The sequence below is a fragment of the Microbacterium sp. zg-Y1090 genome, from assembly GCF_030246945.1.
Taxonomy (GTDB): domain Bacteria; phylum Actinomycetota; class Actinomycetes; order Actinomycetales; family Microbacteriaceae; genus Microbacterium; species Microbacterium wangruii.
The window spans coordinates 2,687,713-2,712,511 of record NZ_CP126742.1 but is presented as its reverse complement, the minus strand read 5'-3'; the positions used below and the strand labels follow the sequence as shown (position 1 = coordinate 2,712,511).

Sequence of the window (24,799 nt, the reverse complement as noted above, 5' to 3'; positions counted from 1 at the left end):
GTCCCGGGCTTCGTGTCCGGGACCGAACGCCCGCTACAACTGAACATCGCAAGTCATCGAAGGTCGGCTGTCGCGTAACGGCATCCGAAACCTCGTGAACAAAGGAAACAACACATGACAATGACAGACCCGGTCGCAGACATGCTGACCCGTCTGCGCAACGCGAACTCGGCCCACCACGAAACGGTGTCCATGCCGAGCTCCAAGCTCAAGACTCACATCGCCGAGATCCTCCAGCAGGAGGGCTACATCGCCGGTTGGGAGGTCTCCGACGCCCGTGTCGGCCAGACCCTCACGCTGTCGCTGAAGTACGGCCCCAACCGCGAGCGGTCCATCGCCGGCATCAAGCGCGTCTCCAAGCCGGGTCTGCGCGTGTACGCACGCTCGACCGAGCTGCCCACCGTTCTCGGTGGCCTCGGCGTCGCGATCCTGTCCACCTCCTCTGGTCTCCTCACGGACCGCCAGGCTGAGTCGAAGGGCGTCGGCGGGGAAGTCCTCGCCTACGTGTGGTGATCTGAATGTCCCGCATCGGTCGTCTTCCCATCGACATCCCCGCCGACGTGACCGTCGAGGTCTCCGGCCAGGATGTCTCCGTCAAGGGCCCCAAGGGTGAGCTCAAGCTCACCGTGGCGCGCCCCATCGAGGTCGCTGTCCAGGAGAACCAGGTTCTGGTCTCCCGTCCCGACGACGAGCGCGAGTCGCGTTCGCTCCACGGTCTGACGCGCACGCTCATCAACAACAACATCATCGGCGTCACCCAGGGCTACACCAAGGGCCTTGAGGTCGTCGGCACCGGTTACCGCGTGGCCCAGAAGGGCGGCTCGGTCGAGTTCGCCCTCGGCTTCTCGCACCCCGTGCTCGTCGACCCGCCGGCCGGCATCACGTTCACGGTCGAGGGCAACAACAAGCTCACGGTGAGCGGCATCGACAAGCAGGCCGTCGGTGAAGCCGCCGCCAACATCCGCAAGATCCGCAAGCCCGAGCCGTACAAGGGCAAGGGTGTGCGCTACGCCGGCGAGGTCGTTCGGCGCAAGGCCGGAAAGGCTGGTAAGTAACCATGGCTGTGACTTCCAAGTCCGTCGCACGCGCGCGTCGTCACGCGCGTCTGCGCAAGAAGGTCGTCGGCACCGAGGCGCGTCCGCGTCTTGTCGTCACCCGTTCGGCCCGTCACGTCTTCGTCCAGCTGGTCGACGACAGCAAGGGTCACACCCTTGCGTCGGCGTCGACCCTCGAGACCGACCTGCGCGCCTTCGACGGTGACAAGACCGCCAAGGCCCGCAAGGTCGGCGAGCTGGTCGCCGAGCGTGCCAAGGCCGCCGGCGTCACCGACGTCGTGTTCGACCGTGGTGGCAACCGCTATGCGGGCCGCGTCGCCGCGATCGCCGACGGCGCCCGCGAGGGAGGCCTGAACCTGTGAGCGAGAACAAGGAGAACGAAGTGACCGAAACCGCTCCGGCTGCGGCCGAGGCCGCGCCCGAGACGGCGACTGCGGAGCGCGAGCCGCGCCGCGGGGGTCGCGAGCGCAGCCAGACCCGCGACCGCAACTCGCGCGACCGCAACGACAGCCAGTTCCTCGAGCGCGTCGTCACGATCAACCGCGTGTCGAAGGTCGTCAAGGGTGGCCGTCGCTTCAGCTTCACCGCCCTCGTGGTGGTCGGCGACGGCAACGGTCTCGTGGGTGTCGGCTACGGCAAGGCCCGCGAGGTGCCCCTGGCCATCTCGAAGGGTGTCGAAGAGGCCAAGCGCAACTTCTTCCGCGTGCCCCGCGTCGGCTCCACCATCCCGCACCCCGTGCAGGGTGAGGCCGCCGCCGGTGTGGTGCTGCTGCGTCCGGCTGCCGCCGGTACCGGTGTCATCGCCGGTGGTCCCGTGCGTGCCGTGCTCGAGTGCGCCGGCATCCACGACGTGCTGTCGAAGTCGCTGGGTTCGTCCAACACGATCAACATCGTGCACGCGACCGTCGAGGCCCTCAAGAGCCTCGAGGAGCCCCGTGCCGTTGCCGCCCGTCGTGGTCTGGACTACGACGCGGTCGTTCCGGCGATCATCATCCGCAACGAAGCCAAGGCCGCTGCGGCGAAGAAGGTAGGTGCCTGATGGCTGCCCGTCTGAAGGTGACGCAGGTCAAGTCCAAGGTGAGCGAGAAGCAGAACCAGCGTGACACGCTGCGCAGCCTCGGTCTCAAGCGGATCGGCGACTCGGTCGTCCGTCCCGACGACGCGCAGACGCGCGGCTACGTCAAGACCGTCGCCCACCTCGTCAAGGTTGAGGAGATCGACTAATGGCTGAGAAGGCCGAGAAGAAGGACGAGGCCGTCACGACGGCCGCGCCCAAGAAGGCTGCCGCCAAGAAGTCGGCTGCCCCCAAGGCTGCGCCGAAGAAGGATGCCCCGGCATCCCGTCCCGGCGTGCTGAAGGTCCACCACCTGCGCCCGGTCCCCGGTTCCAACACGGCCAAGACCCGTGTCGGCCGCGGTGAGGGCTCGAAGGGTAAGACCTCGGGCCGTGGCACCAAGGGCACCAAAGCCCGCTACAGCGTGAAGGTCGGCTTCGAGGGCGGCCAGATGCCGCTGCACATGCGCACTCCGAAGCTGCGCGGGTTCAAGAACCCGTTCCGCGTCGAGTACCAGGTCGTGAACCTCGAGAAGCTCGCCGAGCTGTACCCGCAGGGTGGCGACGTCACCGTGGGCGACCTGGTCGCCAAGGGTGCCGTTCGCAAGAACGAGAAGGTCAAGGTGCTCGGCACCGGCGACATCTCGGTCCCGCTCACGGTGTCGGTGGACAAGGTCTCCGGCTCCGCTGAGCAGAAGATCGTCGCCGCCGGCGGCACCATCAAGTAATCGCGCCACAGGGGCCGGAGCAGCGCTCCGGCCCCTGTGCCGTACTCTGGTTGACGGCGCGCCTTGTGCCGCCGCCGATCTCACTGGAGGAATCCGACTTGTTCAGCGCCATCGCGCGGGTCTTCCGCACACCCGACCTGCGGCGGAAGATCGGCTTCACGCTCGCGATCATCGCCATCTATCGCCTGGGCGCGCACGTGCCGACGCCGTTCGTGGACTTCCCGAACGTGCAGTCGTGTCTCGCGCAGTCCGGCAGCACCGAGGGCCTGCTCTCACTGGTGAACCTCTTCTCCGGTGGCGCCCTGCTGCAGCTGTCGATCTTCGCGCTCGGCGTGATGCCGTACATCACCGCGACGATCATCGTGCAGCTGCTGCGTGTGGTCATCCCGCACTTCGAGGCCCTGTACAAGGAAGGCCAGGCCGGCCAGGCCAAGCTGACCCAGTACACGCGCTACCTCACCATCGCCCTCGCGATGCTGCAGTCGACCACGCTCATCACCGTGGCCCGCAGCGGCCAGCTCTTCGGCATCACCGGCATCGCCGACTGCGAGCAGGTGCTCACCAACGACGCGTGGTGGGCCCAGCTGCTCATGATCATCACGATGACCGCCGGCACCGGCCTCATCATGTGGTTCGCGGAGCTCGTCACCGAGCGCGGCGTCGGCAACGGCATGTCGATCCTCATCTTCACCTCGATCGCAGCGACCTTCCCCTCGGCCATGTGGTCGATCTGGCAGGCACGCAGCTTCGAGATCTTCCTCCTGGTGCTCGCGGTCGGCATCCTCACCGTCGCGCTGGTCGTGTTCGTCGAGCAGTCCCAGCGGCGCATCCCGGTGCAGTACGCCAAGCGCATGGTCGGTCGGCGCACCTACGGCGGCACCAACACCTACATCCCGATCAAGGTGAACATGGCCGGCGTCGTGCCCGTCATCTTCGCCTCGTCGCTGCTGTACATCCCCGCCCTGATCGCGCAGTTCAACCAGACGCCCGATGCCGACGGCAACATCCCCGGCTGGGTGGCCTGGATCCAGCAGTACTTCACCACCGGTGACAGCCCGTTCTACATGGCGGTCTACTTCCTGCTGATCGTCGGCTTCACCTACTTCTACGTCGCCATCACGTTCAACCCGGTCGATGTCGCGGACAACATGAAGAAGTACGGCGGATTCATCCCCGGCATCCGTGCCGGCCGGCCGACCGCCGAGTACCTCGACTACGTGCTGACGCGCATCACACTGCCGGGATCGATCTACCTGGGTCTCATCGCCCTGCTCCCGCTGCTGGCCCTCGCGACGGTCGGCGCCAACCAGAACTTCCCGTTCGGTGGCGCGTCGATCCTCATCATCGTCGGCGTGGGTCTCGAGACGGTCAAGCAGATCGACGCCCAGCTGCAGCAGCGCCACTACGAAGGACTCCTCCGATGACCATCCCCCGTCTTCTCATCGTCGGACCGCAGGGCTCGGGCAAGGGCACGCAGGGCGTGCGCGTCGCCGAGGCCTTCGGCATCCCCGTCATCTCCACCGGCGACGTGTTCCGCGCCAACGTGAAGGCCGGCACCGAGCTCGGCAAGCAGGTGCAGGCCATCATCGAGGCCGGCAACCTCGTCCCCGACGAGCTGACCAGCGCGATCGTGCGCGACCGGCTCACGCAGGACGACGCCGCCGCCGGCTTCCTCCTCGACGGCTACCCCCGCAATCTCGGCCAGGTGGCCGACCTCGACGCGTTCCTGGATGGCCGCGGCGAGGAGCTCACCGGCGTGATCGAGCTGAGCGTGCCCCGCGATGAGAGCATCTCGCGGCTCACGCTGCGCGCCGCCGAGCAGGGCCGCACCGACGACACCGAAGAGGTCATCGCGAACCGCCTCGGCATCTACGAGCGGGAGACCGCGCCGATCCTCGACGTCTACCGCGGGCGCGGCATCGTCGACACGATCGACGGCGTCGGCACGCTGGACGAGATCACCGAGCGGATCCGCGCCGCGCTGGCCGCGCGCGATCTCGTCGGCGCCTGATCGACGTGCTGCGCCGCTCCATCTACAAGACCCCCGCGCAGCTGCGGTCGATGGTCGAACCCGGACTCATCACCGCCGCCGCGCTCGACGCCGTGCGGGCGCTGGTGGCGCCGGGGGTGACGACGCTGCAGCTGGATGCCGCCGCGTCCGAGGTCATCCGCGCACGCGGGGCCGAGTCGAACTTCCAGCTGGTGCGCGGCTACCGCCACACCGTCTGCACGTCGGTGAACGAGCAGGTCGTCCACGGCATCCCCAGCGACCGCGCACTCGAGCCGGGCGACATCGTGTCGATCGACGCCGGGGCCCAGTACCGCGGGTGGAACGGGGACTCGGCGATCACCGTCGTCGTGCCCGACCCGTCGCGGCCCGAACTCGTCGCCGCCCGCGAGCGGCTGTCCGAGGTGACCGAGGGGTCGCTCTGGGCCGGCATCGCCGCGCTCGCGCACGCCCGTCACATCGGTGAGGTCGGTGCGGCCGTGCAGGGGTACATCGAGGATTCCGGCGAGGACTACGGCATCCTGCGCGACTATGTCGGCCACGGGATCGGCCGCAAGATGCACGAGGCGCCGTCGGTGTTCAACTACCGGGTCGCCGACCGCGGACCCGAGGTCAAGCCGGGTCTGTGCCTGGCGATCGAGCCGATGGTGGTCGCCGGCAGCGAGGAGACCTTCGTCGAGGACGACGACTGGACGGTCTCGACCATCGACGGCTCGGCCGGCTCACACTGGGAACATAGCGTCGCGGTGCATGATGAAGGCATCTGGGTGCTCACGGCGCCCGATGGAGGAGCAGCGGGCCTCGCGCCGTTCGGCGTGGTCCCGCGCAAGATCGGATAGGGGCGGCTCGTGGCAGCGGCAGGCAACAAGACCAACTGGTTCGCGATCTGGGTGAGTGTGGCGGTCGTCGTCGTGCTCGTCGGCGTCGGCGCGCTGGTCTGGTTCATGAACAGCTCGGCGACCTCGCCCGGCTCCCCGCCGGAGAGCGCGGCCGTCGAGGCCGAGACCGGCGCCATCATCGTGGGCGACGGGCCCGACGAGGTCGAGGTGTGGGCCGACTTCTTCTGCCCCCACTGCCAGGACTTCGAGGACCTCTACGGCCCTGAGATCGCGTCGCTGGTCGAGTCCGGTGACATCACGCTGCGTCTGCAGCCGGTCGCGCTGTCGGGGCTGAACGCGGCATCCGGCACCGAATTCTCTGCCCGCTCCGCCGGCGCGATGTACTGCGTCGCCGAAGAGGCCGGAGGCGAGGCGGCCTACGACTTCATGCAGGCCGTGTTCGCCGAGCACCCGACCGGCCAGGGCCTCAGCAACGAGCTGATGGCGTCGATGGCCGCGGATGCCGGGGCCCCCGACGCCGCAGCCTGCATCGAGGACGGCACTTACAACAAGTTCGTGCAGGCCCAGTCGCAGAAGCTCCCCGCCAATGAGCAGGGCCAGGCGGGCACCCCCACGCTGCTGGTGAACGGCGAGTACGTCACCATCAGCGGAAACGTCGCCGCCGACATCACCGACCGCCTGGGTCAGTAGTTCCCGCGGGCGCGCGCCGGCCCGGCATCCTGGCCGCCGGCATCCGCGAGCCCCGGCATCCGGGAGCCCCGGCATCCGGGAGCCCCGGCATCCGCGCATCCGCACCGCGAACCCACACGCAACGCACGAGACCACACCCCCCGAACGCGCGGGAGGTGTGGTTTCGTGCATTCGGTGTGGGGTGGCCGCGCACAGAGCCGCGCGAAGGAGCTGCCGGGACTGGGCCGGGCGGGCCCGGGCGGGGGTGGCGTCGGCGAGCGGGATCGGAGCTGCGCGAAGGACGTGCCGGGACCGGGGCGGCGCCGGGGCGGGGTGGGCCCGGCCGGGGCCGGGGCGGGGCGAGCGGGATCGGGGCGGGGCTTGGGCGGACCCGGGCGAGGGCGGGGCGGGGCCGGGGCAGGGCTTCGGCGGGTCGGAGGTAGGACCGGGGGCTCGCGTCGGTCCGGCGGGGCTCGTGGCTCGTGATCTGTCGCAGACAGGTACCGCGACGTCTCGAACCCACATGCAACGCACCAACCCACACGCGGCGAACGCGCGGGAAGTGTGGGTTCGTCCTCTCGGTGTGGGCTGGCGAGCCCGAATCGTCGTGCGCGGCCGCCTCGCGGACCGGCCGCGGGGGTGCGGGGTGGTGGCGGCGATGTCTCCACAAGCGGCCATCACGCGGGAACCTGCGCGGAACTGGGGGATGCCGCGGCACGCGTCTCCGGAGTGGGCCACCGTGGGGGCATGGATGTTCCCGAGGCCCGCGGCCACCTGCTGTCCCGCAGCCGACTCGAAGCGACCGGCATGTCGCCCCGCCGGCTGGCCGGCGCGGTCGAGGCGGGGGAGCTGCGCCGAATCCACCGTGGCTGGTACGTGCCGGATGCGACCTGGCGTGCCGCCTACTCCGAGGACCGCCACCTCCTCCGCGTCGTGGCCGCGCACGAACGCCGGCGCGGGACGGATGCCGTCTTCTCCTTCGTGTCCGCGGCGGTGCTGCACGGTCTTCCCCTGCTGCGGCTGCGGCCGCAGCGGGTGCATGTGAGTGGCGCCAGAACGAACGGTCTCGTCGCAGGCGGCGACCGGATCGTCGCACGCCACGAGATCGAGGTGCCGATACACGACCGCACGGTCGTGTGCGGCATCCCGTGCACGACGCTCTCCCGCACGGTGGCGGACGTCATCCGTCTCGCGCCCGAGGCAGCAGGCCTCGCCATCGCCGATGCCGCCCTCCATCAGGTCGCCTACACGGCGCGCACCCGCACCTACGACGACGATGCCGACGCCGCGTTCCGCCGGGAGGTGGCGGAGCACCTCGTCCGACATCCGCGCGCACGGGGTGTGCGGCTGGGCCGTCGAGTGCTGACCTTCGCCGACGGCCGCGCCGAGACCGCAGGCGAGACGCTGTGCCGCCTGTTCCTGCGGGACCTCGGCTTCACCGCGCTGGTGCCGCAGGTGCCGGTCCGCGCGCCGCGCGGCGGCTGGTTCTGGATCGACATCGGCTTGGAGGCGGTGCCCGCCTGGTTCGAGTTCGACGGCAGGGGCAAGTACACCGACCCGGCGCTGCGGGGGGCCGTCGACCTCGAGGCGGTGCTGCTGGCCGAGAAGGAGAGGGAGGACTGGATCCGCGGCACGACCGGGCGACCCTTCGTCAGAGCAGGGCAGGCCCACCTCGAGAGCGCCGACACGCTGGGGGAGCGGCTTGCGCACTTCCGGGTCTTCCCTGCGTGAACCCCACGCGTCCCCCGGCGACACGCCGCGACCGACACGCCCGAGTTGCCGCCGCGGTCACTACCACGTATGCTTGACGTTTGGTGCGTTGCGCCCGCTTTGGCGTGTCGCCGCACCGAATCCCATCCACCGCAGACCGACCGGTCCGCACAACTGTAAGCGAGCGTATGGCGAAGAAAGACGGTGTCATCGAGATCGAGGGTGTGATCTCCGAGGCTCTCCCGAACGCGATGTTCCGCGTGGAGCTGAGCAACGGACACAAGGTGCTCGCGACCATCTCCGGCAAGATGCGGCAGAACTACATCCGCATCATCCCCGAAGACCGTGTCGTCGTCGAGCTCAGCCCGTACGACCTCACGCGCGGTCGCATCGTCTACCGCTACCGCTAGACCGGTCGAGAAGTAACGCCCCGGGCCCTCGCGTGCCCGCCCGGCGAAGACAGCGAACAGGAAAATCATGAAGGTCAATCCCTCCGTCAAGCCCATCTGCGACCACTGCAAGGTCATCCGCCGCCACGGCCGCGTGATGGTCATCTGCAAGTCCAACCCGCGCCACAAGCAGCGCCAGGGCTGACGCGGCGGGATGCCACGGCATCCCCGCCCACCCAGTCGTACAACTGAACACATACACACGGCAGGATCAGAACCCGCGCGAGCGGGGGACACCTCGGGGCGGAGGCCCGGGCACCGATCCTGTTCCACACCTCCACTCACTCCTAGGAGAGCCGCATGGCACGTCTTGCCGGCGTCGACATCCCGCGCGATAAGCGCGTGGTCATCGCCCTGACCTACATCTACGGCGTTGGCCGTACCCGTTCCCACGAGATCCTCAGCGCCACCGGGATCGACGAGAGCATCCGCGTCAAGGACCTCAGCGACGATCAGCTCGTCGCGCTCCGCGACTACATCGAGGGCAACTACAAGGTGGAGGGTGACCTTCGCCGCGAGGTGGCCGCCGACATCCGCCGCAAGGTCGAGATCGGTTCGTACGAGGGCCTGCGCCACCGCCGCGGCCTGCCGGTGCGCGGCCAGCGCACCAAGACCAACGCGCGTACCCGCAAGGGCCCCAAGCGCACGGTCGCCGGCAAGAAGAAGGCGCGCTAGGCCTCCGCCGGCGCCCCAGGATTTAGGGAGAACGCACAACATGGCACAGGCCAAGAGCGCCGCGCGCAAGCCGCGTCGCAAGGAGAAGAAGAACATCGCGCTGGGCCACGCCCACATCAAGTCGACGTTCAATAACACGATCGTCTCGATCACCGACCCGTCCGGCGCCGTCATCAGCTGGGCTTCGTCCGGCGGTGTGGGCTTCAAGGGCTCGCGCAAGTCGACCCCCTATGCCGCAGGCATGGCTGCGGAGTCGGCTGCGCGCCAGGCTCAGGAGCACGGCGTCAAGAAGGTCGACGTCTTCGTGAAGGGTCCGGGTTCGGGCCGCGAGACCGCGATCCGCTCGCTGACGGCCGCCGGCCTCGAGGTGGGGTCCATTCAGGACGTCACCCCGCAGGCGCACAACGGCTGCCGCCCGCCCAAGCGTCGCCGCGTCTGATTCCTCGACAGGCTCAGGGGGCGGGACGGCCATTCGAGCCGTCCCGCCCCGAGCCGGTCGAACTCGCGCTTTCCGGATGCCGCGACGCGCGGCATCCTCGAGACAACTCAACACCTCACCACACCCACGTGTCATATAGCGGTCACGTGATTGAAAGGAACACATCGTGCTCATCGCACAGCGTCCCACTCTGACCGAGGAGAAGATCGGCGAGTTCCGCAGCCGGTTCATCATCGAGCCGCTCGAGCCCGGATTCGGCTACACGATCGGCAACGCGCTGCGTCGCAGCCTGCTGTCGTCGATTCCCGGCGCCGCCGTCACCAGCATCCGCATCGACGGCGTGCTGCACGAGTTCAGCACCATCCCCGGGGTGAAGGAGGATGTCACCGAGATCATCCTCAACATCAAGCAGCTCGTCGTCTCGAGCGAGCGCGATGAGCCCATCACCGCTTACCTGCGCAAGACGGGTGCGGGCGAGGTCACCGCGGCGGACATCTCCGCCCCGGCCGGTGTCGAGGTGCACAACCCCGAGCTGGTCATCGCGACGCTCAACGACACCGCCAAGTTCGAGCTCGAGCTGACGATCGAGCGTGGCCGCGGCTACGTCTCGGCCACCCAGAACCGCAACGAGTACGCCGAGGCCGGGGTCGTCCCGATCGACTCGATCTACTCGCCGGTGCTCAAGGTGAGCTACCGCGTCGACGCGACCCGTGCCGGTGAGCGCACCGACTTCGACAAGCTCGTGCTCGACGTCGAGACCAAGGCTTCGATGGCTCCCCGTGACGCCGTCGCATCGGCCGGCCGCACCCTGACCGAGCTGTTCGGTCTGGCGCGCGAGCTGAACGTCGAGGCCGAGGGCATCGAGATCGGCCCCGCGCCCGTGGAGACGGTGCTCTCCAACGAGCTGTCGATGCCGATCGAGGACCTCGACCTGTCGGTGCGTTCGTACAACTGCCTCAAGCGCGAGGGCATCAACACGGTCTCGGAGCTGGTCGCCCTGTCCGAGACGCAGCTGATGAACATCCGCAACTTCGGTCAGAAGTCGGTCGACGAGGTGCGCGACAAGCTCGTCTCGCTCGGCCTGTCGCTGAAGGACTCGGTTCCCGGGTTCGACGGCGCGCACTTCTACGGCGGCTACGACGACGAGAACATCTGATCGGTCCCCGATGCCGCGACTCGGCCTGAAGCCGGGAAGCGACATGCAGAGCCTTCTTCTTTCCAACTGGAGTAATTGACATGCCCAAGCCCACCAAGGGTCCCCGCCTCGGAGGCGGCCCCGCCCACGAGCGCCTGCTTCTCGCGAACCTGGCCGCCGCGCTGTACACCCACGGCTCGATCACGACCACCGTGACCAAGGCCAAGCGCGTGCGTCCGCTGGCAGAGCGCCTCATCACGTTCGCCAAGCGCGGCGACCTGCACGCACGCCGTCGCGTGCTGTCGGTCATCGGCGACAAGACGGTCGTGCACACCCTGTTCACGGAGATCGCGCCGCAGGTCGCCGAGCGTGAGGGCGGCTACACCCGCATCACGAAGATCGGCAACCGCAAGGGCGACAACGCCCCCATGGCCGTCATCGAGCTCGTGCTCGAGCCGGTGAACCCGAAGCCGAAGTCGGCGAAGAAGTCGGGCGCGGCCGCTGCTGCTGCTCCGGCCGCCGAGGCCGAGGCTCCCGCCGAGGAGACCGTGGTCGAGGAGACCCCCGCCGAGGAGACCCCGGTCGCCGAGGCCGGCGCCGAGTCGCCCGAGGAGGGCGCTGCCGCTGAGGCCGCCGCCGAGGACGCCGTCGAGGAGCCCGCGAAGTCCGAGTGACTCGCGGCATCCGCTGCATCACGAAGCCCGCTCCGGTTCGCCGGGGCGGGCTTCGTCGTGTGCGGGCCCCGAAAAGCGCCCTACGTGATCGCGAGGCGGACGATCGCTCCGACGACGCAGGCCCACAGCAGGCTGGCGAGCGTGCCGACGATGAAGCGCTCGCGCGCGGCGGGGGTCGCCAGTTCCGAGAAGCGGCCGATGCCCTTGAGGGCCACGACCACGGCGATCGCCTCGGGGAAGCCGGCGATGATGCCGAGCACGACCCCGAGCCGCTCGAGGTAGCCGATGGTGGTGCCGCCGCGCAGGATCTCCTGCATCGAGCCCGGGTCGTCTCCGGCATCCGCACGCGCCGAGACGAGGATGCCGCCGGCGACGCCTTCGCGCACGGTGCCGTGCGTCGCGATCGCGAGCACGCGGCGCACGACCGGGTCGCCGCCGAGCACGGCCAGCGCGACCGCGGGCAGCGCGACGATGAGGCCGAGCAGACCGGGTGCGTTCCACGGCAGCACCGCGACGACCAGCAGGCACAGCACGACGATGCCGCCGGCGACCGCCAGCGTGGTGTTCCGGGGCCTGCGCAGGTTCACCACGATGAGCGCCAGCGCCGCTGCGAGCGCGAGGAACAGCGAGATCGTCACGAAGGCGGAGACGAGGGCATCGGGGAACACGACCGGCATGCGGCACAGTCTCGCACGGCCCTCCCGCACGCTCGCGAGATGCGACTCTTGCCTCCCCGTGTCGCCTAGGCCATCCTCTGACCATGGCGAAGATGGAGCACTTCGAGATCCCCGCAGACGACATCGGCCGTGCGCAGGAGTTCTACCGTGAGGTCCTCGGGTTCGAGTATGAGCCGTGGGGCGACGACATGGGCATGCTGCGACAGCCCGATGGCGAGGGCGTCAGCGGCGACCTGCACCAGCGCGGCACCGCCCCGCATCCGACCGTGGTCTTCACCGTCGACCGCATCGAGGACACCGTGGCCCTCGCGCAGGCCCGCGGTGGCGAACTGGTGGGGGCGATCCAGCCGCTCGATGAGACGTCGCGGTGGGCGTACATCCGCGACAGCGAGGGCAACCTGATCGGCCTGTACGACGAGGTGGCGGCGGCCTGATCCGACGGGCTCGCCGCCCCGGCGCTGATAGCCTGGAGCGCGTGTCAACCGAAGCCTTGACGGTCGCCGAGCCTGCCATCGACCCCACGTTCGAGAACGTCTGGGACGAGCTCGTCTGGCGCGGCCTCGTGCATGTGTCCACGGATCAGCAGGCGCTGCGCGAACTGCTCGCGGGCGACCCGATCACGTACTACTGCGGTTTCGACCCGACGGCGCCGAGCCTGCACCTGGGCAATCTGGTGCAGCTGCTGACCCTGCGTCGCATCCAGCTCGCCGGGCACCGCCCCCTCGGGCTGGTCGGCGGATCGACCGGTCTCATCGGCGACCCGCGGCCATCGGCCGAGCGCACCTTGAACACCCCCGAGGTGGTCGCCGAGTGGGTGACGCGCCTGCGCGGACAGGTCGAGCGGTTCCTCAGCTTCGAGGGGGACAACGCCGCGCGCATCGTCAACAACCTCGACTGGACGGCCCCGCTGAGCGCCATCGACTTCCTCCGCGAGGTCGGCAAGCACTACCGCGTCGGCACGATGCTCAAGAAGGACGCGGTCGCGGCGCGGCTCAATTCCGACGCCGGCATCAGCTACACCGAGTTCAGCTACCAGATCCTCCAGGGGATGGACTACCTCGAGCTCTACCGCCAGTACGACTGCGTGCTGCAGACCGGAGGCAGCGACCAGTGGGGCAACCTCACCAGCGGCACGGATCTCATCCACCGCGTGGAGGGCGTCTCGGTGCACGCGATCGGCACGCCGCTGATCACCAACAGCGACGGCACGAAGTTCGGCAAGAGCGAGGGCAACGCCGTCTGGCTCGATCCCGAGATGTGCAGCCCGTACCGGATGTACCAGTTCTGGCTCAACACCGACGACGCCGACGTGGTCAGCAGGCTGAAGGTGTTCACATTCCTCACGCGCGACGAGATCACGGAGTACGAACGTCTCGTGGCCGAAGAGCCTTTCCGGCGTGCGGCGCAGAAGCGGCTCGCGCTGGAGGTGACGGCGCTCGTGCACGGCACGGACGCCGCGGCAGCCGTCATCGCGGCATCCGAGGCGCTCTTCGGCAAGGGCGACCTGACGACGCTGGATGCCGGCACGCTCCGCTCCGCGCTCGAGGAGCTTCCCCACGCCGAGGTGCCCGCCGGCACGACGGTGGTGCAGGCGCTCGTCGACACCGGCCTGACGGCGAGCCTCTCGGAGGCGCGTCGCGCGATCGCGCAGGGCGGGGTGTCGCTCGACGGCGTGCGTGTCGAGGATGAGGCGGCGCTGGTGACCGGCGGGCTCCCCGGGGGCGTGTCGGTGCTGCGGCGCGGCAAGAAGACCCTCGCCGGGCTGTTCCCGGCGCCGGCCGCGGTCTGACCCGGTAGGCGGCCGGGGGAGCGAAGGATGCCGTTCACTCCCAGTCACGCCGTCGTCGCGCTGCCGTTCATCCGCACCCCGCTGATCCCGGCGGCGATCGCGATCGGGGCGATGACGCCGGACCTCCCGCTGTTCCTGCGCGGGACGCCGCTGACCTACGGCCTCACCCACTCGGTGGGCGGCCTGCTCGTCACCGTGCTCACCGCGTTCGTCCTGCTGCTGGTGTGGCGGTGCGTGCTGCGCCCGGCCGTGCGCGAACTCTCCCCGGCCTGGCTGGCCGTGCGGCTGCCGCCGGAATGGGACAGGGGAGCGGCCGCGGCCGCACGGGACACGGTGGGGCGGCTGCCGGGCGGCCGCTACGCCCGCGGTCACCTCGTGCTGGTGGCGCTCTCGCTGCTGCTGGGCGTGCTGACGCACATGGTGTGGGATGCCTTCACGCACGAGGGGCGCTGGGGCGTCGCGGTCTTTCCGGCGCTGGGTGACGCGTGGGGTCCATTCACCGGCTTCAAGTGGCTGCAGTACGGCTCCGGCGTGGTGGGTATCGCAGTGATCGCGGCCTGGGCGCTGCTGCGCCTGCGTACGCAGGAGGCGACCGGGCTCCCGGCGCGGATGCTGCCGCGTGCCGTGCGTGCGGCATGGTGGCTGTCGCTTCCCGCCGTGCTCGTCGGTGCCTGGGTCATCGGCCTTGCGCTCTACGGTCCGCTCGATGCGGAGTTCACTGTGGCGCACCTGGCGTACCGGGTGCTTCCGCCGGCCTGCGCGCTGTGGGGCGCGGGGACGGTCGCGCTCGCTGCGGCCGTGCAGCTGCTGCGCCGCCGGAGCTCCCCGAGGGACGGGGCCGGCACCCCCGCGACTTCCGCGTGATTCCGGGCGACACGCCCGGGGGGCGGCCCGGATTTGCCGGGCCCCCGGATCCCGCGTAATGTTTTCTCTGTTGGCCCCAAAGGGGAAAGCGAAGCGGCCGGAAGGCCCCGCTCCTCTCATGCAGCCAACATCCCCCATCCTGGTTACGCCTCACTGAGGTTGTGCTACGATAGGGACTCCGGTTCGCAGAACCAGGTCAGGGACCACTGGCAGGCAACCGCCCGCCGAAGCGCCGATCTGGAACGTCGGACCGCAAACATGAAACGACGCCCTTCAGGGCAGGCCGAGAGGTCTGTCGGGAGGAGCATCCGATCCTTGAGAACTCAACAGCGTGCACTTGTCAAATGCCAAATAACCTCGTCCCGGTTTTTACCGGGTGAGATTCCTTTGGATCAAAGTCCGGCACTTCGGTGTCGGCAACGGATAAGTCAGTAATGACATCCATTTGGTCAGTTCAAACTCGCTGCTTCGGCCTTTTTCCGGTCGTTGTCAGTATTTTTCTTTTACGGAGAGTTTGATCCTGGCTCAGGATGAACGCTGGCGGCGTGCTTAACACATGCAAGTCGAACGGTGAAGCAGAGCTTGCTCTGTGGATCAGTGGCGAACGGGTGAGTAACACGTGAGCAACCTGCCCCTGACTCTGGGATAAGCGCTGGAAACGGCGTCTAATACTGGATACGAGCTGCGACCGCATGGTCAGCAGTTGGAAAGATTTTTCGGTCTGGGATGGGCTCGCGGCCTATCAGCTTGTTGGTGAGGTAATGGCTCACCAAGGCGTCGACGGGTAGCCGGCCTGAGAGGGTGACCGGCCACACTGGGACTGAGACACGGCCCAGACTCCTACGGGAGGCAGCAGTGGGGAATATTGCACAATGGGCGAAAGCCTGATGCAGCAACGCCGCGTGAGGGACGACGGCCTTCGGGTTGTAAACCTCTTTTAGCAGGGAAGAAGCGAAAGTGACGGTACCTGCAGAAAAAGCGCCGGCTAACTACGTGCCAGCAGCCGCGGTAATACGTAGGGCGCAAGCGTTATCCGGAATTATTGGGCGTAAAGAGCTCGTAGGCGGTTTGTCGCGTCTGCTGTGAAATCCCGAGGCTCAACCTCGGGCCTGCAGTGGGTACGGGCAGACTAGAGTGCGGTAGGGGAGATTGGAATTCCTGGTGTAGCGGTGGAATGCGCAGATATCAGGAGGAACACCGATGGCGAAGGCAGATCTCTGGGCCGTAACTGACGCTGAGGAGCGAAAGGGTGGGGAGCAAACAGGCTTAGATACCCTGGTAGTCCACCCCGTAAACGTTGGGAACTAGTTGTGGGGTCCATTCCACGGATTCCGTGACGCAGCTAACGCATTAAGTTCCCCGCCTGGGGAGTACGGCCGCAAGGCTAAAACTCAAAGGAATTGACGGGGACCCGCACAAGCGGCGGAGCATGCGGATTAATTCGATGCAACGCGAAGAACCTTACCAAGGCTTGACATATACGAGAACGGGCCAGAAATGGTCAACTCTTTGGACACTCGTAAACAGGTGGTGCATGGTTGTCGTCAGCTCGTGTCGTGAGATGTTGGGTTAAGTCCCGCAACGAGCGCAACCCTCGTTCTATGTTGCCAGCACGTAATGGTGGGAACTCATGGGATACTGCCGGGGTCAACTCGGAGGAAGGTGGGGATGACGTCAAATCATCATGCCCCTTATGTCTTGGGCTTCACGCATGCTACAATGGCCGGTACAAAGGGCTGCAATACCGTGAGGTGGAGCGAATCCCAAAAAGCCGGTCCCAGTTCGGATTGAGGTCTGCAACTCGACCTCATGAAGTCGGAGTCGCTAGTAATCGCAGATCAGCAACGCTGCGGTGAATACGTTCCCGGGTCTTGTACACACCGCCCGTCAAGTCATGAAAGTCGGTAACACCTGAAGCCGGTGGCCCAACCCTTGTGGAGGGAGCCGTCGAAGGTGGGATCGGTAATTAGGACTAAGTCGTAACAAGGTAGCCGTACCGGAAGGTGCGGCTGGATCACCTCCTTTCTAAGGAGCATCTGGCACCCTCGGGTGTCCAGGCGCCGGATCGGGACATACGTTCCCGCCGGTAGCTCATGGGTGGAACATTTGACTTGGTGTCGGAGGGTTGACCTTCATCTCAGTACGCTGCTTGCAGCTGGAACGGGTGGGGTGAGGCTGCCGGCACATGCACGCTGTTGGGTCCTGAGGGACCGGATGCGCACTGGCCTTTCGGGGTTGAGTGTCAGACGGATCCTCTGGACCTGCTTTTGTTTGCCGGCTTTGCTGGTGAGCGGGGTGGGTACCGCCCGTACTTTGAGAACTACACAGTGGACGCGAGCATCTTCGAGATGATCCTTTATGGATTGTTTCGATCGATGATCTTAAAGATCATTAGTCAATTTCTGATCCGAGCTGCTTGCAGCTTGGGTTGCGAGTTTTGATTCAAACTCATGTGATTTTCAAGTCTTTAAGAGCAAACGGTGAATGCCTTGGCATCTGGAGCCGAAGAAGGACGTAGCAATCTGCGATAAGCCTTGGGGAGTGGATAAGCACACTTTGATCCGAGGATTTCCGAATGGGGAAACCCCGCTGGGCGGCGTGCCGACCCAGTGACTCCCGCCTGAATATATAGGGCGGGTAGAGGGAACGTGGGGAAGTGAAACATCTCAGTACCCACAGGAAGAGAAAGCAACCGCGATTCCGTTAGTAGTGGCGAGCGAAACCGGAACAGGCTAAACCGAGTACGTGTGATATCCGGCAGGAGTTGCGTATTCGGGGTTGTGGGACTTTTCAGACAGTTCTGCCGAATTGTCGGCGTTACAAGAAGGTATAGACGAACAGGATTGAAAGCCTGGTCATAGAGGGTGCGAACCCCGTAGTCGACATGCCTCTCTTGACGCGAAGAGTATCCCAAGTAGCACGGGGCCCGAGAAATCCCGTGTGAATCTGTCAGGACCACCTGATAAGCCTAAATACTCCCAGATGACCGATAGCGGACAAGTACCGTGAGGGAAAGGTGAAAAGTACCCCGGGAGGGGAGTGAAATAGTACCTGAAACCGTTTGCTTACAAACCGTTGGAGCCTCCTTAGTAGGGGTGACAGCGTGCCTTTTGAAGAATGAGCCTGCGAGTTAGCGATATGTGGCGAGGTTAACCCGTGAGGGGTAGCCGTAGCGAAAGCGAGTCTGAATAGGGCGATTCAGTCGCATGTCCTAGACCCGAAGCGAAGTGATCTATCCATGGCCAGGTTGAAGCGACGGTAAGACGTCGTGGAGGACCGAACCCACTTAGGTTGAAAACTGAGGGGATGAGCTGTGGATAGGGGTGAAAGGCCAATCAAACTTCGTGATAGCTGGTTCTCTCCGAAATGCATTTAGGTGCAGCGTTGCGTGTTTCTTGCCGGAGGTAGAGCTACTGGATGGCCGATGGGCCCTACAAGGTTACTGACGTCAGCCAAACTCCGAATGCCGGTAAGTGAGAGCGCAGCAGTGAGACTGTGGGGGATAAGCTTCATAGTCGAGAGGGAAACAACCCAGACCACCAACTAAGGTCCCAAAGCGCGTGCTAAGTGGGAAAGGATGTGGAGTTGCTTAGACAACCAGGAGGTTGGCTTAGAAGCAGCCACCCTTGAAAGAGTGCGTAATAGCTCACTGGTCAAGTGATTCCGCGCCGACAATGTAACGGGGCTCAAGCACGCCACCGAAGTTGTGGCATTGACATTATTGGTAGGCCTTCGTGGTCCAGCCGTGTTGATGGGTAGGAGAGCGTCGTGTGGCCAGCGAAGCGGCGGTGTGAACCAGCCGTGGAGGCTACACGAGTGAGAATGCAGGCATGAGTAGCGAAAGACGTGTGAGAAACACGTCCTCCGAAAGACCAAGGGTTCCAGGGTCAAGCTAATCTTCCCTGGGTAAGTCGGGACCTAAGGCGAGGCCGACAGGCGTAGTCGATGGACAACGGGTTGATATTCCCGTACCGGCGAAGAACCGCCCAAGCTAATCCAGTGGTGCTAAGTGCCCGAATTCCTCTGATTCGATCCCTTCGGGGTGAGAACGTTGGAGCTAGCGCACGACCCCATGCTGGTGCGGTTAGCGTATTAACAGGTGTGACGCAGGAAGGTAGCCCAACCCGGGCGATGGTTGTCCCGGGGCAAGTGCGTAGGCCGAGTGATAGGCAAATCCGTCACTCATACAGGCTGAGACACGATGCGGATAAAAAGTGGGTGATCCTATGCTGCCAAGAAAAGCATCGACGCGAGGTTCTAGCCGCCCGTACCCCAAACCGACTCAGGTGGTCAGGTAGAGAATACCAAGGAGATCGAGAGAATCGTGGTTAAGGAACTCGGCAAAATGCCCCCGTAACTTCGGGAGAAGGGGGGCCTTCGACGTATTAGGACTTGCTCCGAAAGCGTTTGGAGGCCGCAGAGACTAGTGGGTAGCGACTGTTTACTAAAAACACAGGTCCGTGCCAAGTCGCAAGACGATGTATACGGACTGACGCCTGCCCGGTGCTGGAAGGTTAAGAGGACCGGTTAGCCGCAAGGCGAAGCTGAGAATTTAAGCCCCAGTAAACGGCGGTGGTAACTATAACCATCCTAAGGTAGCGAAATTCCTTGTCGGGTAAGTTCCGACCTGCACGAATGGCGTAACGACTTCCCAACTGTCTCAACCGCGAACTCGGCGAAATTGCATTACGAGTAAAGATGCTCGTTACGCGCAGCAGGACGGAAAGACCCCGTGACCTTTACTACAGCTTGGTATTGGTGTTCGGTGTGGCTTGTGTAGGATAGGTGGGAGACTTTGAAGCATGGACGCCAGTTCATGTGGAGTCATTGTTGAAATACCACTCTGGTCACTCTGGATATCTAACTTCGAACCGTAATCCGGTTCAGGGACAGTGCCTGGTGGGTAGTTTAACTGGGGCGGTTGCCTCCCAAAAAGTAACGGAGGCGCCCAAAGGTTCCCTCAACCTGGTTGGCAATCAGGTGGCGAGTGTAAGTGCACAAGGGAGCTTGACTGTGAGACTGACAGGTCGAGCAGGGACGAAAGTCGGGACTAGTGATCCGGCAGTGGCTTGTGGAAGCGCTGTCGCTCAACGGATAAAAGGTACCTCGGGGATAACAGGCTGATCTTGCCCAAGAGTCCATATCGACGGCATGGTTTGGCACCTCGATGTCGGCTCGTCGCATCCTGGGGCTGGAGTAGGTCCCAAGGGTTGGGCTGTTCGCCCATTAAAGCGGTACGCGAGCTGGGTTTAGAACGTCGTGAGACAGTTCGGTCCCTATCCGCTGCGCGCGTAGGAAGTTTGAGAGGATCTGACCCTAGTACGAGAGGACCGGGTTGGACGAACCTCTGGTGTGCCAGTTGTTCCGCCAGGAGCACCGCTGGTTAGCTACGTTCGGGATGGATAACCGCTGAAAGCATCTAAGCGGGAAGCCGGCCTCAAGATGAGACTTCCATGCCTTCGGGCGAGAGGCTCCCAGCTAGACTACTGGGTTGATAGGCCAGATGTGGAAGTGCAGCAATGCATGCAGCTGACTGGTACTAATAAGCCGATGACTTGATAACACACCCGTTTGAGGTGCTACGCGTCCACTGAGTGGTTCTCGATGTACGGTCGAGAACCGCATGACAACAATCTTTTGTTGTGTGCAGACTGAAACATCAATAGTGTTTCGGCGGCCATAGCGAGAGGGAAACGCCCGGACACATACCGAACCCGGAAGCTAAGCCTCTCAGCGCCGATGGTACTGCAGGGGGGACCCTGTGGGAGAGTAGGACACCGCCGGACTTCTTCCGTGAGAAAGCCACCCAAAGTTGGGTGGCTTTCTCTCGTTAACGCGACAGTTCGTGCGCCATCCCGCGCGCGATAGCGTGGAGCGGTGACTGATCCGAACCTGCCCGAGCGCATCGGCGTCGTGCCCGAGCCCGCACTGCCGCAGCATCCCGACGTTCCCACGTGGCGCATGGCCACGCGTGACGACATCGACGCGATGCACAGCGTGCTGCTGGCCGCAGATCGTGTGGACCACCCCACGTGGACCACGCCGCGCCAAGACGTCGCCGACTCATTCGAGCTGCCGCACATCGACCACGAACGCGACACCGTGATCGGCTTCACCGCCGAGGGCAGCCCGGTCGCCGTAGGCAGTGTGTTCCTTCACCCGTCCCGGGACGTGCGTGTGCAGGTCGAGTTGCAGGGCGCGGTGCATCCCGATGTCCGCCGACGCGGCATCGGCACGCAGCTGGTCGCGTGGCAGCATGATCAGGCGCTCCGGCGCCTCGCTGAGGTCGACTCGCCCCTGCCCGGGGTGGTGAAGGCCTACGCCGAGGGCAGCAACGACGATGCCGCCGCCCTCTTCGAACGGCGCGGGCTGCAGGTCGAGCGCTGGTTCTCGACGATGGAGCGGGATCTGACCGCGCCCGCCGACGAGCGGCCGGCACCCGACGACATCACACTGGTGCCTTACACGGCCGATCGCGCGCTGGACGTGCTCGAGGCCCGCAACGACGCCTTCCGTGATCACTGGGGGAGCCTGCCCTCGCAGCGCGAAGGCTGGCTGAAGTTCGTGGAAGGGCCCTTCCTGCGCCCCGACCTGTCCACCCTCGCGCTGGACGGCGACCGCGTGGTGGCCCTGTGCCTCGCGTCGGTGAACGAGGACGACTGGGATGCGCTGGGAGCCTCCCACGCCTACATCGACCTCATCGGTGTCGTGCGCTCGCACCGCGGGCGGGGGCTGGCTCCGGCCGTCATCGCGCGGAGCCTGCGCGCCGCCGCCGATGCCGGCCTCGAGCGCGCGGTGCTCGACGTCGACACCGAGAGCCCGACGGGTGCCAACGCGCTCTACGAGCGTCTCGGGTTCGTCGCGACAGCGCGCGAGCGGGCGCTCGTGCGCCGGTACTGACCCGGCGTCACTGCGCCGACGGGCGACCCCGCAGCGGTGAGGTGGACTCGCGGACCGCGGCCCGCTCCCGGCCGGCGGGGTATTCGGCATCGAGCGCCTTCACGGCATCCTGCACGGTCGCCGCGTAGAGGTCGGCCCCGGTCGGGCCGGGGTGCACGCCGTCGCCGGCGAGCAGATCGGTGTGCGCGGCGATCGCATCGCTCCAGGTCGCGAGGCTGACATTGCTGCGGCCACGGGCGAACGCGCGCAGATCGTCGTTGACCCCGGGGATCCAATCGCGGGGCGCGAACGCGTCCACGAGCACGAGGCGCCGGTCGGGACCGGCGATGAGTGCCATCTCCTGCAGTGCTTCCGCCGGCACCGATCCGTTGGTGCCGAGTCCCACGACGATCACCGGGCGCAGCGCCCCGTGATCCTCCAGCGCCCGCAGCACGTCGAGCCCTGCCCACATCGAGCGTGAGACGGCGGCATCGATCGCGATGCCGGGGTAGCGCTCGAGCAGCGCCGGCGCCGACGCCAGCATGACCGAGTCGCCGACCGCGGTGATCTGGTCGCCGGTGATCGCCTCGTGCGCACCGGCGTCGTCGGGGGCCTCGGCGTCCGCTTCCGGGCCGCCCGAGGCGTGCGGCTCCGGGGAGGCGTCGGTCGACTCCTCCTGGTCCGCGTCGCGCCCGGCATCGGCGGACTCCGCCTCGGCACGGGCGGCGTCTTCCGCGCGCTGCCGCGCTTCGTCTGCGGCGGCCTGCAGCGCCGCGTGCCCCGCTTCGATCGCCGCCCCGCCGGTGGTCGCGGCGGGTGCCGTCGCGAGCGCTGCCGTCGTGCCGCTGAGCGCGATCGCCGCCGCGGTGAGGGCCGCGACGGCGCTGAAGCGGCGCCGGGGGTTGCTCGCGAGCCGCCCGCGCAGCTCGCGCAGCGCTGCGCGGAAGCCGTGTCGGCGGACGGGGGTCTCCACCCACCGGTACGACGCCTCTGCGGCGATGAGGGTCACGGCCAGCGCGATCGCGCCCGCCCAGGGCGGCGTGGCCGTGTCGGGGCCGCGGCCCGTGGCGGCGTACGCCACCAGCACGACCACGGGCCAGTGCCAGAGGTAGAGGCCGTACGACCGCTCGCCCACCCACCGCAGCGGCGCCATATCCAGCGCCGGACCCAGCCGCGAGCCGGGCCGGGTGGCGGCGGCGATGGCGGCGACCGTCAGCGCCGACGCCGCCACCAGCACACCCGGATAGGTGAGCGCCCCCTCGAACACCGGCAGCGCCGCGAGTGCGAGGATGCCGACGACCGCCACCGTGCCCGCGATGTCCGTGCGCACTCGCGGCGCGCGGCGCCCGGCGGCATCCGAAGCGTCGGCCTGCAGCGCGACGGCGGTGGTCGACGCCGCGGCATCCGCCGCACGCGAGGCGACGCGGTGAGTGGCGAACGCCAGCGCGACGCCCAGCAGCAGCCCGAACGCGTGGGTGTCGGTGCCGAAGTAGACGCGGGTGGCAGCCGCCCCGCCCGCGATCAGCGCGGCGGCCCACACCGCCGAGCCGGCGGCGGCGATCGATGCCACCGTCACCCGCGCCCACCGGCGCGGCAGCAGCATGACGAGCGGCAGCAGCAGCGGCCAGAGCAGGTAGAACTGCTCCTCGACAGCGAGAGACCAGAGGTTGCCGAAGAGCTCGGGTGCGGTCGAGGCGAAGTAGTCCCCTCCGGCGATCACCGACGCCCAGTTGTATGAGAAGGTCGCCGCACCCAGCAGCTGCCAGTCCAAGCCCACCAGTACGTCCGCGCCGACCAGCCAGGCCACGCTCGCGCATACGGTGACCACCACCGCCAGCGCCGGGAGCAGGCGTCGAGCGCGTCGCCGCCAGAAGTCGCGCAGGCGGATGCGTCCGTGTGCGGACCGCTCCCGCAGCAGCAGCGAGGTGATGAGGAACCCGGAGATGACGAAGAACACGTCCACCCCCAGAAAGCCGCTGCGCAGCCCCCAGGAGGGGAACAGGTGGTAGACGACCACCAGGGTCACCGCGAGCGCGCGGAGTCCGTCGAGCCCCGCATGGCGCAGGGCGCGCGAAGTCATCGGTGCGTTCAAGACAGCTCGCAGGGGGTGGTGGCGGGGCGCGGCGCCGGTGTGGGCGGTGGCGGCCAAAGACCCTCCCAGTCTAGGTCGGGGCGGCCTCCGAGTCTGAGCGCGCAGGGAGAGTCTGCGACCCCGGCGATTTCTCCGGCCGACCCCGGGCGCGGCGCCCCCCGGCGCAATAGGCTGGCCGCAGGCGCACGACTCCCACGGAGGATGAAATGACCGGAACGATCGTTGTCGGAGTGACCGAAGCCCCCGCTGCACGCAGGGCCGTCGAGTGGGCGACGCGTCGAGCCATTCAGCGTCGCCAGAAGGTGGAGCTCGTGAGCGTCGTCGGCGGCGCGATCGGCACCGTCGGCGAGGGCGCGGTGATGGACCTGGTGCTCGACGCCGCCCAGCGCATGCTGCAGGCCGAAGCGGCGCGGGTCGCCGAAGCGGGCGTCGAGGTGACGACGCGGGTGGATGCCGGAAACCCGGTGACGACCCTCGCCGAGGCATCCGAGCGTGCCGCGCTGCTCGTGATCGGCAGCGACTACCGGGGTCCGGGATCAGGCCCCGCACGCGGGGCGCACGGCATCCGCATCGTCGCCGCCTCGCACTGCCCGGTCGTGGTCGTGCCCGACATCGAGATCCACGACCGCGCCGGCGTCATCGTCGGCGTCGACGGTTCGCCGGTGTCGGAGCATGCGATCGCCTTCGCCGCAGCCGAGGCCGACCGTCTGGGTGAGCCGCTCACCGCGGTGTGCGTGTGGACGCCGGTGGCGATGCCGCGCAACGCCACGATGGTCTACCCCGACCTGTACCTGAAGAACATGCAGCAGGCGGCCACCGAGGCCCTCGCCCTGTCGATGGCGGGTCTGCGGTCGCAGTACCCCGACCTCGTCATCGAGGAGCGTGCGGTGGAGGGGCACCCCTCCGCGGTGATCAACGACCTCGCCGCCGGCGCCAAGCTGGCCGTCATCGGCACGCACGGGCGCAACGCGCTCGCGCGGTTCCTGCTCGGCTCGGTCAGCCACGAGGTGCTGCAGCGGCTGGCCACGGTCACGGTCGTCACGCGCTGACGGGCCCGGCGCCGA

24 protein-coding genes and 3 rRNA genes are annotated in these 24,799 nt (G+C 66.8%); 25 read left to right on the top strand and 2 right to left on the bottom strand.

Annotation, left to right across the window (positions count from 1 at the left end; genetic code table 11):
- The first annotated feature begins 114 nt into the window (after window positions 1-114).
- From rpsH to rplQ, 17 genes are all read left to right on the top strand, one after another.
- Window positions 115-513: a 30S ribosomal protein S8 gene (gene rpsH / locus QNO26_RS12760; RefSeq protein WP_257533588.1), complete on the top strand. Its 399-nt coding sequence runs from the start codon at window positions 115-117 to the stop codon at window positions 511-513.
- A 5-nt stretch (window positions 514-518) separates the two neighbouring features.
- Window positions 519-1,055, top strand: coding sequence for a 50S ribosomal protein L6 (gene rplF, locus QNO26_RS12755; protein WP_257533587.1), 537 nt, complete (start codon window positions 519-521; stop codon window positions 1,053-1,055).
- A gap of 2 nt (window positions 1,056-1,057) precedes the next feature.
- The gene (gene rplR / locus QNO26_RS12750) at window positions 1,058-1,417 is read left to right on the top strand and encodes a 50S ribosomal protein L18 (RefSeq protein ID WP_257533586.1); all 360 of its coding nucleotides are present in this window, start codon (window positions 1,058-1,060) and stop codon (window positions 1,415-1,417) included.
- The gene (rpsE, locus tag QNO26_RS12745) at window positions 1,414-2,094 is read left to right on the top strand and encodes a 30S ribosomal protein S5 (RefSeq protein ID WP_285181658.1); all 681 of its coding nucleotides are present in this window, start codon (window positions 1,414-1,416) and stop codon (window positions 2,092-2,094) included. Before rplR ends, rpsE begins: the two co-directional genes overlap by 4 nt.
- Window positions 2,094-2,279: a 50S ribosomal protein L30 gene (gene rpmD, locus QNO26_RS12740; RefSeq protein WP_023954062.1), complete on the top strand. Its 186-nt coding sequence runs from the start codon at window positions 2,094-2,096 to the stop codon at window positions 2,277-2,279. Before rpsE ends, rpmD begins: the two co-directional genes overlap by 1 nt.
- A complete protein-coding gene (gene rplO / locus QNO26_RS12735) occupies window positions 2,279-2,836 on the top strand; it encodes a 50S ribosomal protein L15 (RefSeq protein ID WP_257533584.1) in 558 nt (185 codons plus the stop codon). The genes rpmD and rplO overlap by 1 nt, the downstream gene beginning before the upstream one ends.
- A gap of 98 nt (window positions 2,837-2,934) precedes the next feature.
- Window positions 2,935-4,260: a preprotein translocase subunit SecY gene (secY, locus tag QNO26_RS12730; protein WP_257533583.1), complete on the top strand. Its 1,326-nt coding sequence runs from the start codon at window positions 2,935-2,937 to the stop codon at window positions 4,258-4,260.
- Window positions 4,257-4,847 (top strand): adenylate kinase, encoded by a 591-nt coding sequence (locus QNO26_RS12725; protein WP_306816758.1) that lies wholly within the window; start codon window positions 4,257-4,259, stop codon window positions 4,845-4,847. Before secY ends, QNO26_RS12725 begins: the two co-directional genes overlap by 4 nt.
- A 5-nt stretch (window positions 4,848-4,852) precedes the next feature.
- The gene (gene map, locus QNO26_RS12720) at window positions 4,853-5,683 is read left to right on the top strand and encodes a type I methionyl aminopeptidase (RefSeq protein WP_257533582.1); all 831 of its coding nucleotides are present in this window, start codon (window positions 4,853-4,855) and stop codon (window positions 5,681-5,683) included.
- A 9-nt stretch (window positions 5,684-5,692) separates the two neighbouring features.
- The gene (locus QNO26_RS12715; RefSeq protein ID WP_257638694.1) at window positions 5,693-6,373 is read left to right on the top strand and encodes a DsbA family protein; all 681 of its coding nucleotides are present in this window, start codon (window positions 5,693-5,695) and stop codon (window positions 6,371-6,373) included.
- A 726-nt stretch (window positions 6,374-7,099) separates the two neighbouring features.
- Window positions 7,100-8,083 (top strand): type IV toxin-antitoxin system AbiEi family antitoxin domain-containing protein, encoded by a 984-nt coding sequence (locus QNO26_RS12710; protein WP_257533580.1) that lies wholly within the window; start codon window positions 7,100-7,102, stop codon window positions 8,081-8,083.
- Between the two features lie 167 nt (window positions 8,084-8,250).
- Window positions 8,251-8,472 carry a translation initiation factor IF-1 gene (gene infA / locus QNO26_RS12705; RefSeq protein WP_017201569.1) on the top strand — a complete coding sequence of 74 codons (222 nt, stop codon included), beginning with the start codon at window positions 8,251-8,253 and terminating at the stop codon, window positions 8,470-8,472.
- Window positions 8,473-8,539: 67 nt separating this feature from the next.
- Window positions 8,540-8,656, top strand: coding sequence for a 50S ribosomal protein L36 (gene rpmJ / locus QNO26_RS12700; RefSeq protein ID WP_005050492.1), 117 nt, complete (start codon window positions 8,540-8,542; stop codon window positions 8,654-8,656).
- Window positions 8,657-8,811: 155 nt separating this feature from the next.
- Window positions 8,812-9,186, top strand: a complete 375-nt coding sequence (rpsM, locus tag QNO26_RS12695; RefSeq protein WP_257533579.1) for a 30S ribosomal protein S13 — start codon at window positions 8,812-8,814, stop codon at window positions 9,184-9,186.
- Between the two features lie 40 nt (window positions 9,187-9,226).
- A complete protein-coding gene (rpsK, locus tag QNO26_RS12690; protein WP_023954078.1) occupies window positions 9,227-9,625 on the top strand; it encodes a 30S ribosomal protein S11 in 399 nt (132 codons plus the stop codon).
- A 166-nt stretch (window positions 9,626-9,791) separates the two neighbouring features.
- A complete protein-coding gene (locus QNO26_RS12685) occupies window positions 9,792-10,781 on the top strand; it encodes a DNA-directed RNA polymerase subunit alpha (RefSeq protein WP_257495819.1) in 990 nt (329 codons plus the stop codon).
- A gap of 80 nt (window positions 10,782-10,861) precedes the next feature.
- The gene (gene rplQ, locus QNO26_RS12680) at window positions 10,862-11,434 is read left to right on the top strand and encodes a 50S ribosomal protein L17 (RefSeq protein WP_257533578.1); all 573 of its coding nucleotides are present in this window, start codon (window positions 10,862-10,864) and stop codon (window positions 11,432-11,434) included.
- Window positions 11,435-11,514: 80 nt separating this feature from the next.
- Here rplQ and QNO26_RS12675 read toward each other — a convergent pair whose 3' ends face one another.
- Window positions 11,515-12,111, bottom strand: a complete 597-nt coding sequence (locus QNO26_RS12675; RefSeq protein WP_257533577.1) for a hypothetical protein — start codon at window positions 12,109-12,111, stop codon at window positions 11,515-11,517.
- An 83-nt stretch (window positions 12,112-12,194) separates the two neighbouring features.
- Between QNO26_RS12675 and QNO26_RS12670 the strand changes: the two genes are divergently transcribed.
- The 7 genes from QNO26_RS12670 (at window position 12,195) to QNO26_RS12640 (ending at window position 21,664) form a co-directional block, all read left to right on the top strand.
- The gene (locus QNO26_RS12670; RefSeq protein ID WP_257533576.1) at window positions 12,195-12,545 is read left to right on the top strand and encodes a VOC family protein; all 351 of its coding nucleotides are present in this window, start codon (window positions 12,195-12,197) and stop codon (window positions 12,543-12,545) included.
- A 41-nt stretch (window positions 12,546-12,586) separates the two neighbouring features.
- Entirely contained in the window at window positions 12,587-13,900 is a 1,314-nt protein-coding gene (gene tyrS / locus QNO26_RS12665; RefSeq protein ID WP_257533575.1) for a tyrosine--tRNA ligase, read from the top strand.
- Between the two features lie 27 nt (window positions 13,901-13,927).
- Entirely contained in the window at window positions 13,928-14,764 is an 837-nt protein-coding gene (locus tag QNO26_RS12660; protein ID WP_257533574.1) for a DUF4184 family protein, read from the top strand.
- Between the two features lie 502 nt (window positions 14,765-15,266).
- Window positions 15,267-16,789: ribosomal RNA gene (locus QNO26_RS12655) — 16S ribosomal RNA — on the top strand.
- 432 nt (window positions 16,790-17,221) lie between these two features.
- Window positions 17,222-20,327 (top strand): 23S ribosomal RNA (locus tag QNO26_RS12650).
- Between the two features lie 106 nt (window positions 20,328-20,433).
- Window positions 20,434-20,550 (top strand): 5S ribosomal RNA (rrf, locus tag QNO26_RS12645).
- Together the 16S, 23S and 5S rRNA genes form the textbook arrangement of a ribosomal RNA operon.
- A 91-nt stretch (window positions 20,551-20,641) precedes the next feature.
- On the top strand, window positions 20,642-21,664 hold the full coding sequence (locus QNO26_RS12640) for a GNAT family N-acetyltransferase (RefSeq protein ID WP_257534083.1): 1,023 nt from the start codon (window positions 20,642-20,644) through the stop codon (window positions 21,662-21,664).
- 7 nt (window positions 21,665-21,671) lie between these two features.
- Here QNO26_RS12640 and QNO26_RS12635 read toward each other — a convergent pair whose 3' ends face one another.
- Entirely contained in the window at window positions 21,672-23,723 is a 2,052-nt protein-coding gene (locus tag QNO26_RS12635) for an acyltransferase family protein (RefSeq protein WP_257534082.1), read from the bottom strand.
- 218 nt (window positions 23,724-23,941) lie between these two features.
- Between QNO26_RS12635 and QNO26_RS12630 the strand changes: the two genes are divergently transcribed.
- Window positions 23,942-24,784 carry a universal stress protein gene (locus QNO26_RS12630; RefSeq protein ID WP_257534079.1) on the top strand — a complete coding sequence of 281 codons (843 nt, stop codon included), beginning with the start codon at window positions 23,942-23,944 and terminating at the stop codon, window positions 24,782-24,784.
- Window positions 24,785-24,799: the final 15 nt, after the last annotated feature.

Bases quoted from the DNA above. Each gene is read 5' to 3' on its own strand.
- rplF (WP_257533587.1), top strand. From the start codon at position 519: ATGTCCCGCATCGGTCGTCTTCCCATCGACATCCCCGCCGACGTGACC.
- rpsM (WP_257533579.1), top strand. From the start codon at position 8,812: ATGGCACGTCTTGCCGGCGTCGACATCCCGCGCGATAAGCGCGTGGTC.
- rpmJ (WP_005050492.1), top strand. From the start codon at position 8,540: ATGAAGGTCAATCCCTCCGTCAAGCCCATCTGCGACCACTGCAAGGTC.
- QNO26_RS12630 (WP_257534079.1), top strand. From the start codon at position 23,942: ATGACCGGAACGATCGTTGTCGGAGTGACCGAAGCCCCCGCTGCACGC.
- rplO (WP_257533584.1), top strand. From the start codon at position 2,279: ATGGCTGAGAAGGCCGAGAAGAAGGACGAGGCCGTCACGACGGCCGCG.
- rplR (WP_257533586.1), top strand. From the start codon at position 1,058: ATGGCTGTGACTTCCAAGTCCGTCGCACGCGCGCGTCGTCACGCGCGT.
- QNO26_RS12635 (WP_257534082.1), bottom strand. From the start codon at position 23,723: ATGACTTCGCGCGCCCTGCGCCATGCGGGGCTCGACGGACTCCGCGCG.
- QNO26_RS12660 (WP_257533574.1), top strand. From the start codon at position 13,928: ATGCCGTTCACTCCCAGTCACGCCGTCGTCGCGCTGCCGTTCATCCGC.
- rplQ (WP_257533578.1), top strand. From the start codon at position 10,862: ATGCCCAAGCCCACCAAGGGTCCCCGCCTCGGAGGCGGCCCCGCCCAC.
- rpmD (WP_023954062.1), top strand. From the start codon at position 2,094: ATGGCTGCCCGTCTGAAGGTGACGCAGGTCAAGTCCAAGGTGAGCGAG.
- rpsK (WP_023954078.1), top strand. From the start codon at position 9,227: ATGGCACAGGCCAAGAGCGCCGCGCGCAAGCCGCGTCGCAAGGAGAAG.
- rpsH (WP_257533588.1), top strand. From the start codon at position 115: ATGACAATGACAGACCCGGTCGCAGACATGCTGACCCGTCTGCGCAAC.
- QNO26_RS12710 (WP_257533580.1), top strand. From the start codon at position 7,100: ATGGATGTTCCCGAGGCCCGCGGCCACCTGCTGTCCCGCAGCCGACTC.
- infA (WP_017201569.1), top strand. From the start codon at position 8,251: ATGGCGAAGAAAGACGGTGTCATCGAGATCGAGGGTGTGATCTCCGAG.
- QNO26_RS12675 (WP_257533577.1), bottom strand. From the start codon at position 12,111: ATGCCGGTCGTGTTCCCCGATGCCCTCGTCTCCGCCTTCGTGACGATC.
- QNO26_RS12725 (WP_306816758.1), top strand. From the start codon at position 4,257: ATGACCATCCCCCGTCTTCTCATCGTCGGACCGCAGGGCTCGGGCAAG.
- QNO26_RS12670 (WP_257533576.1), top strand. From the start codon at position 12,195: ATGGCGAAGATGGAGCACTTCGAGATCCCCGCAGACGACATCGGCCGT.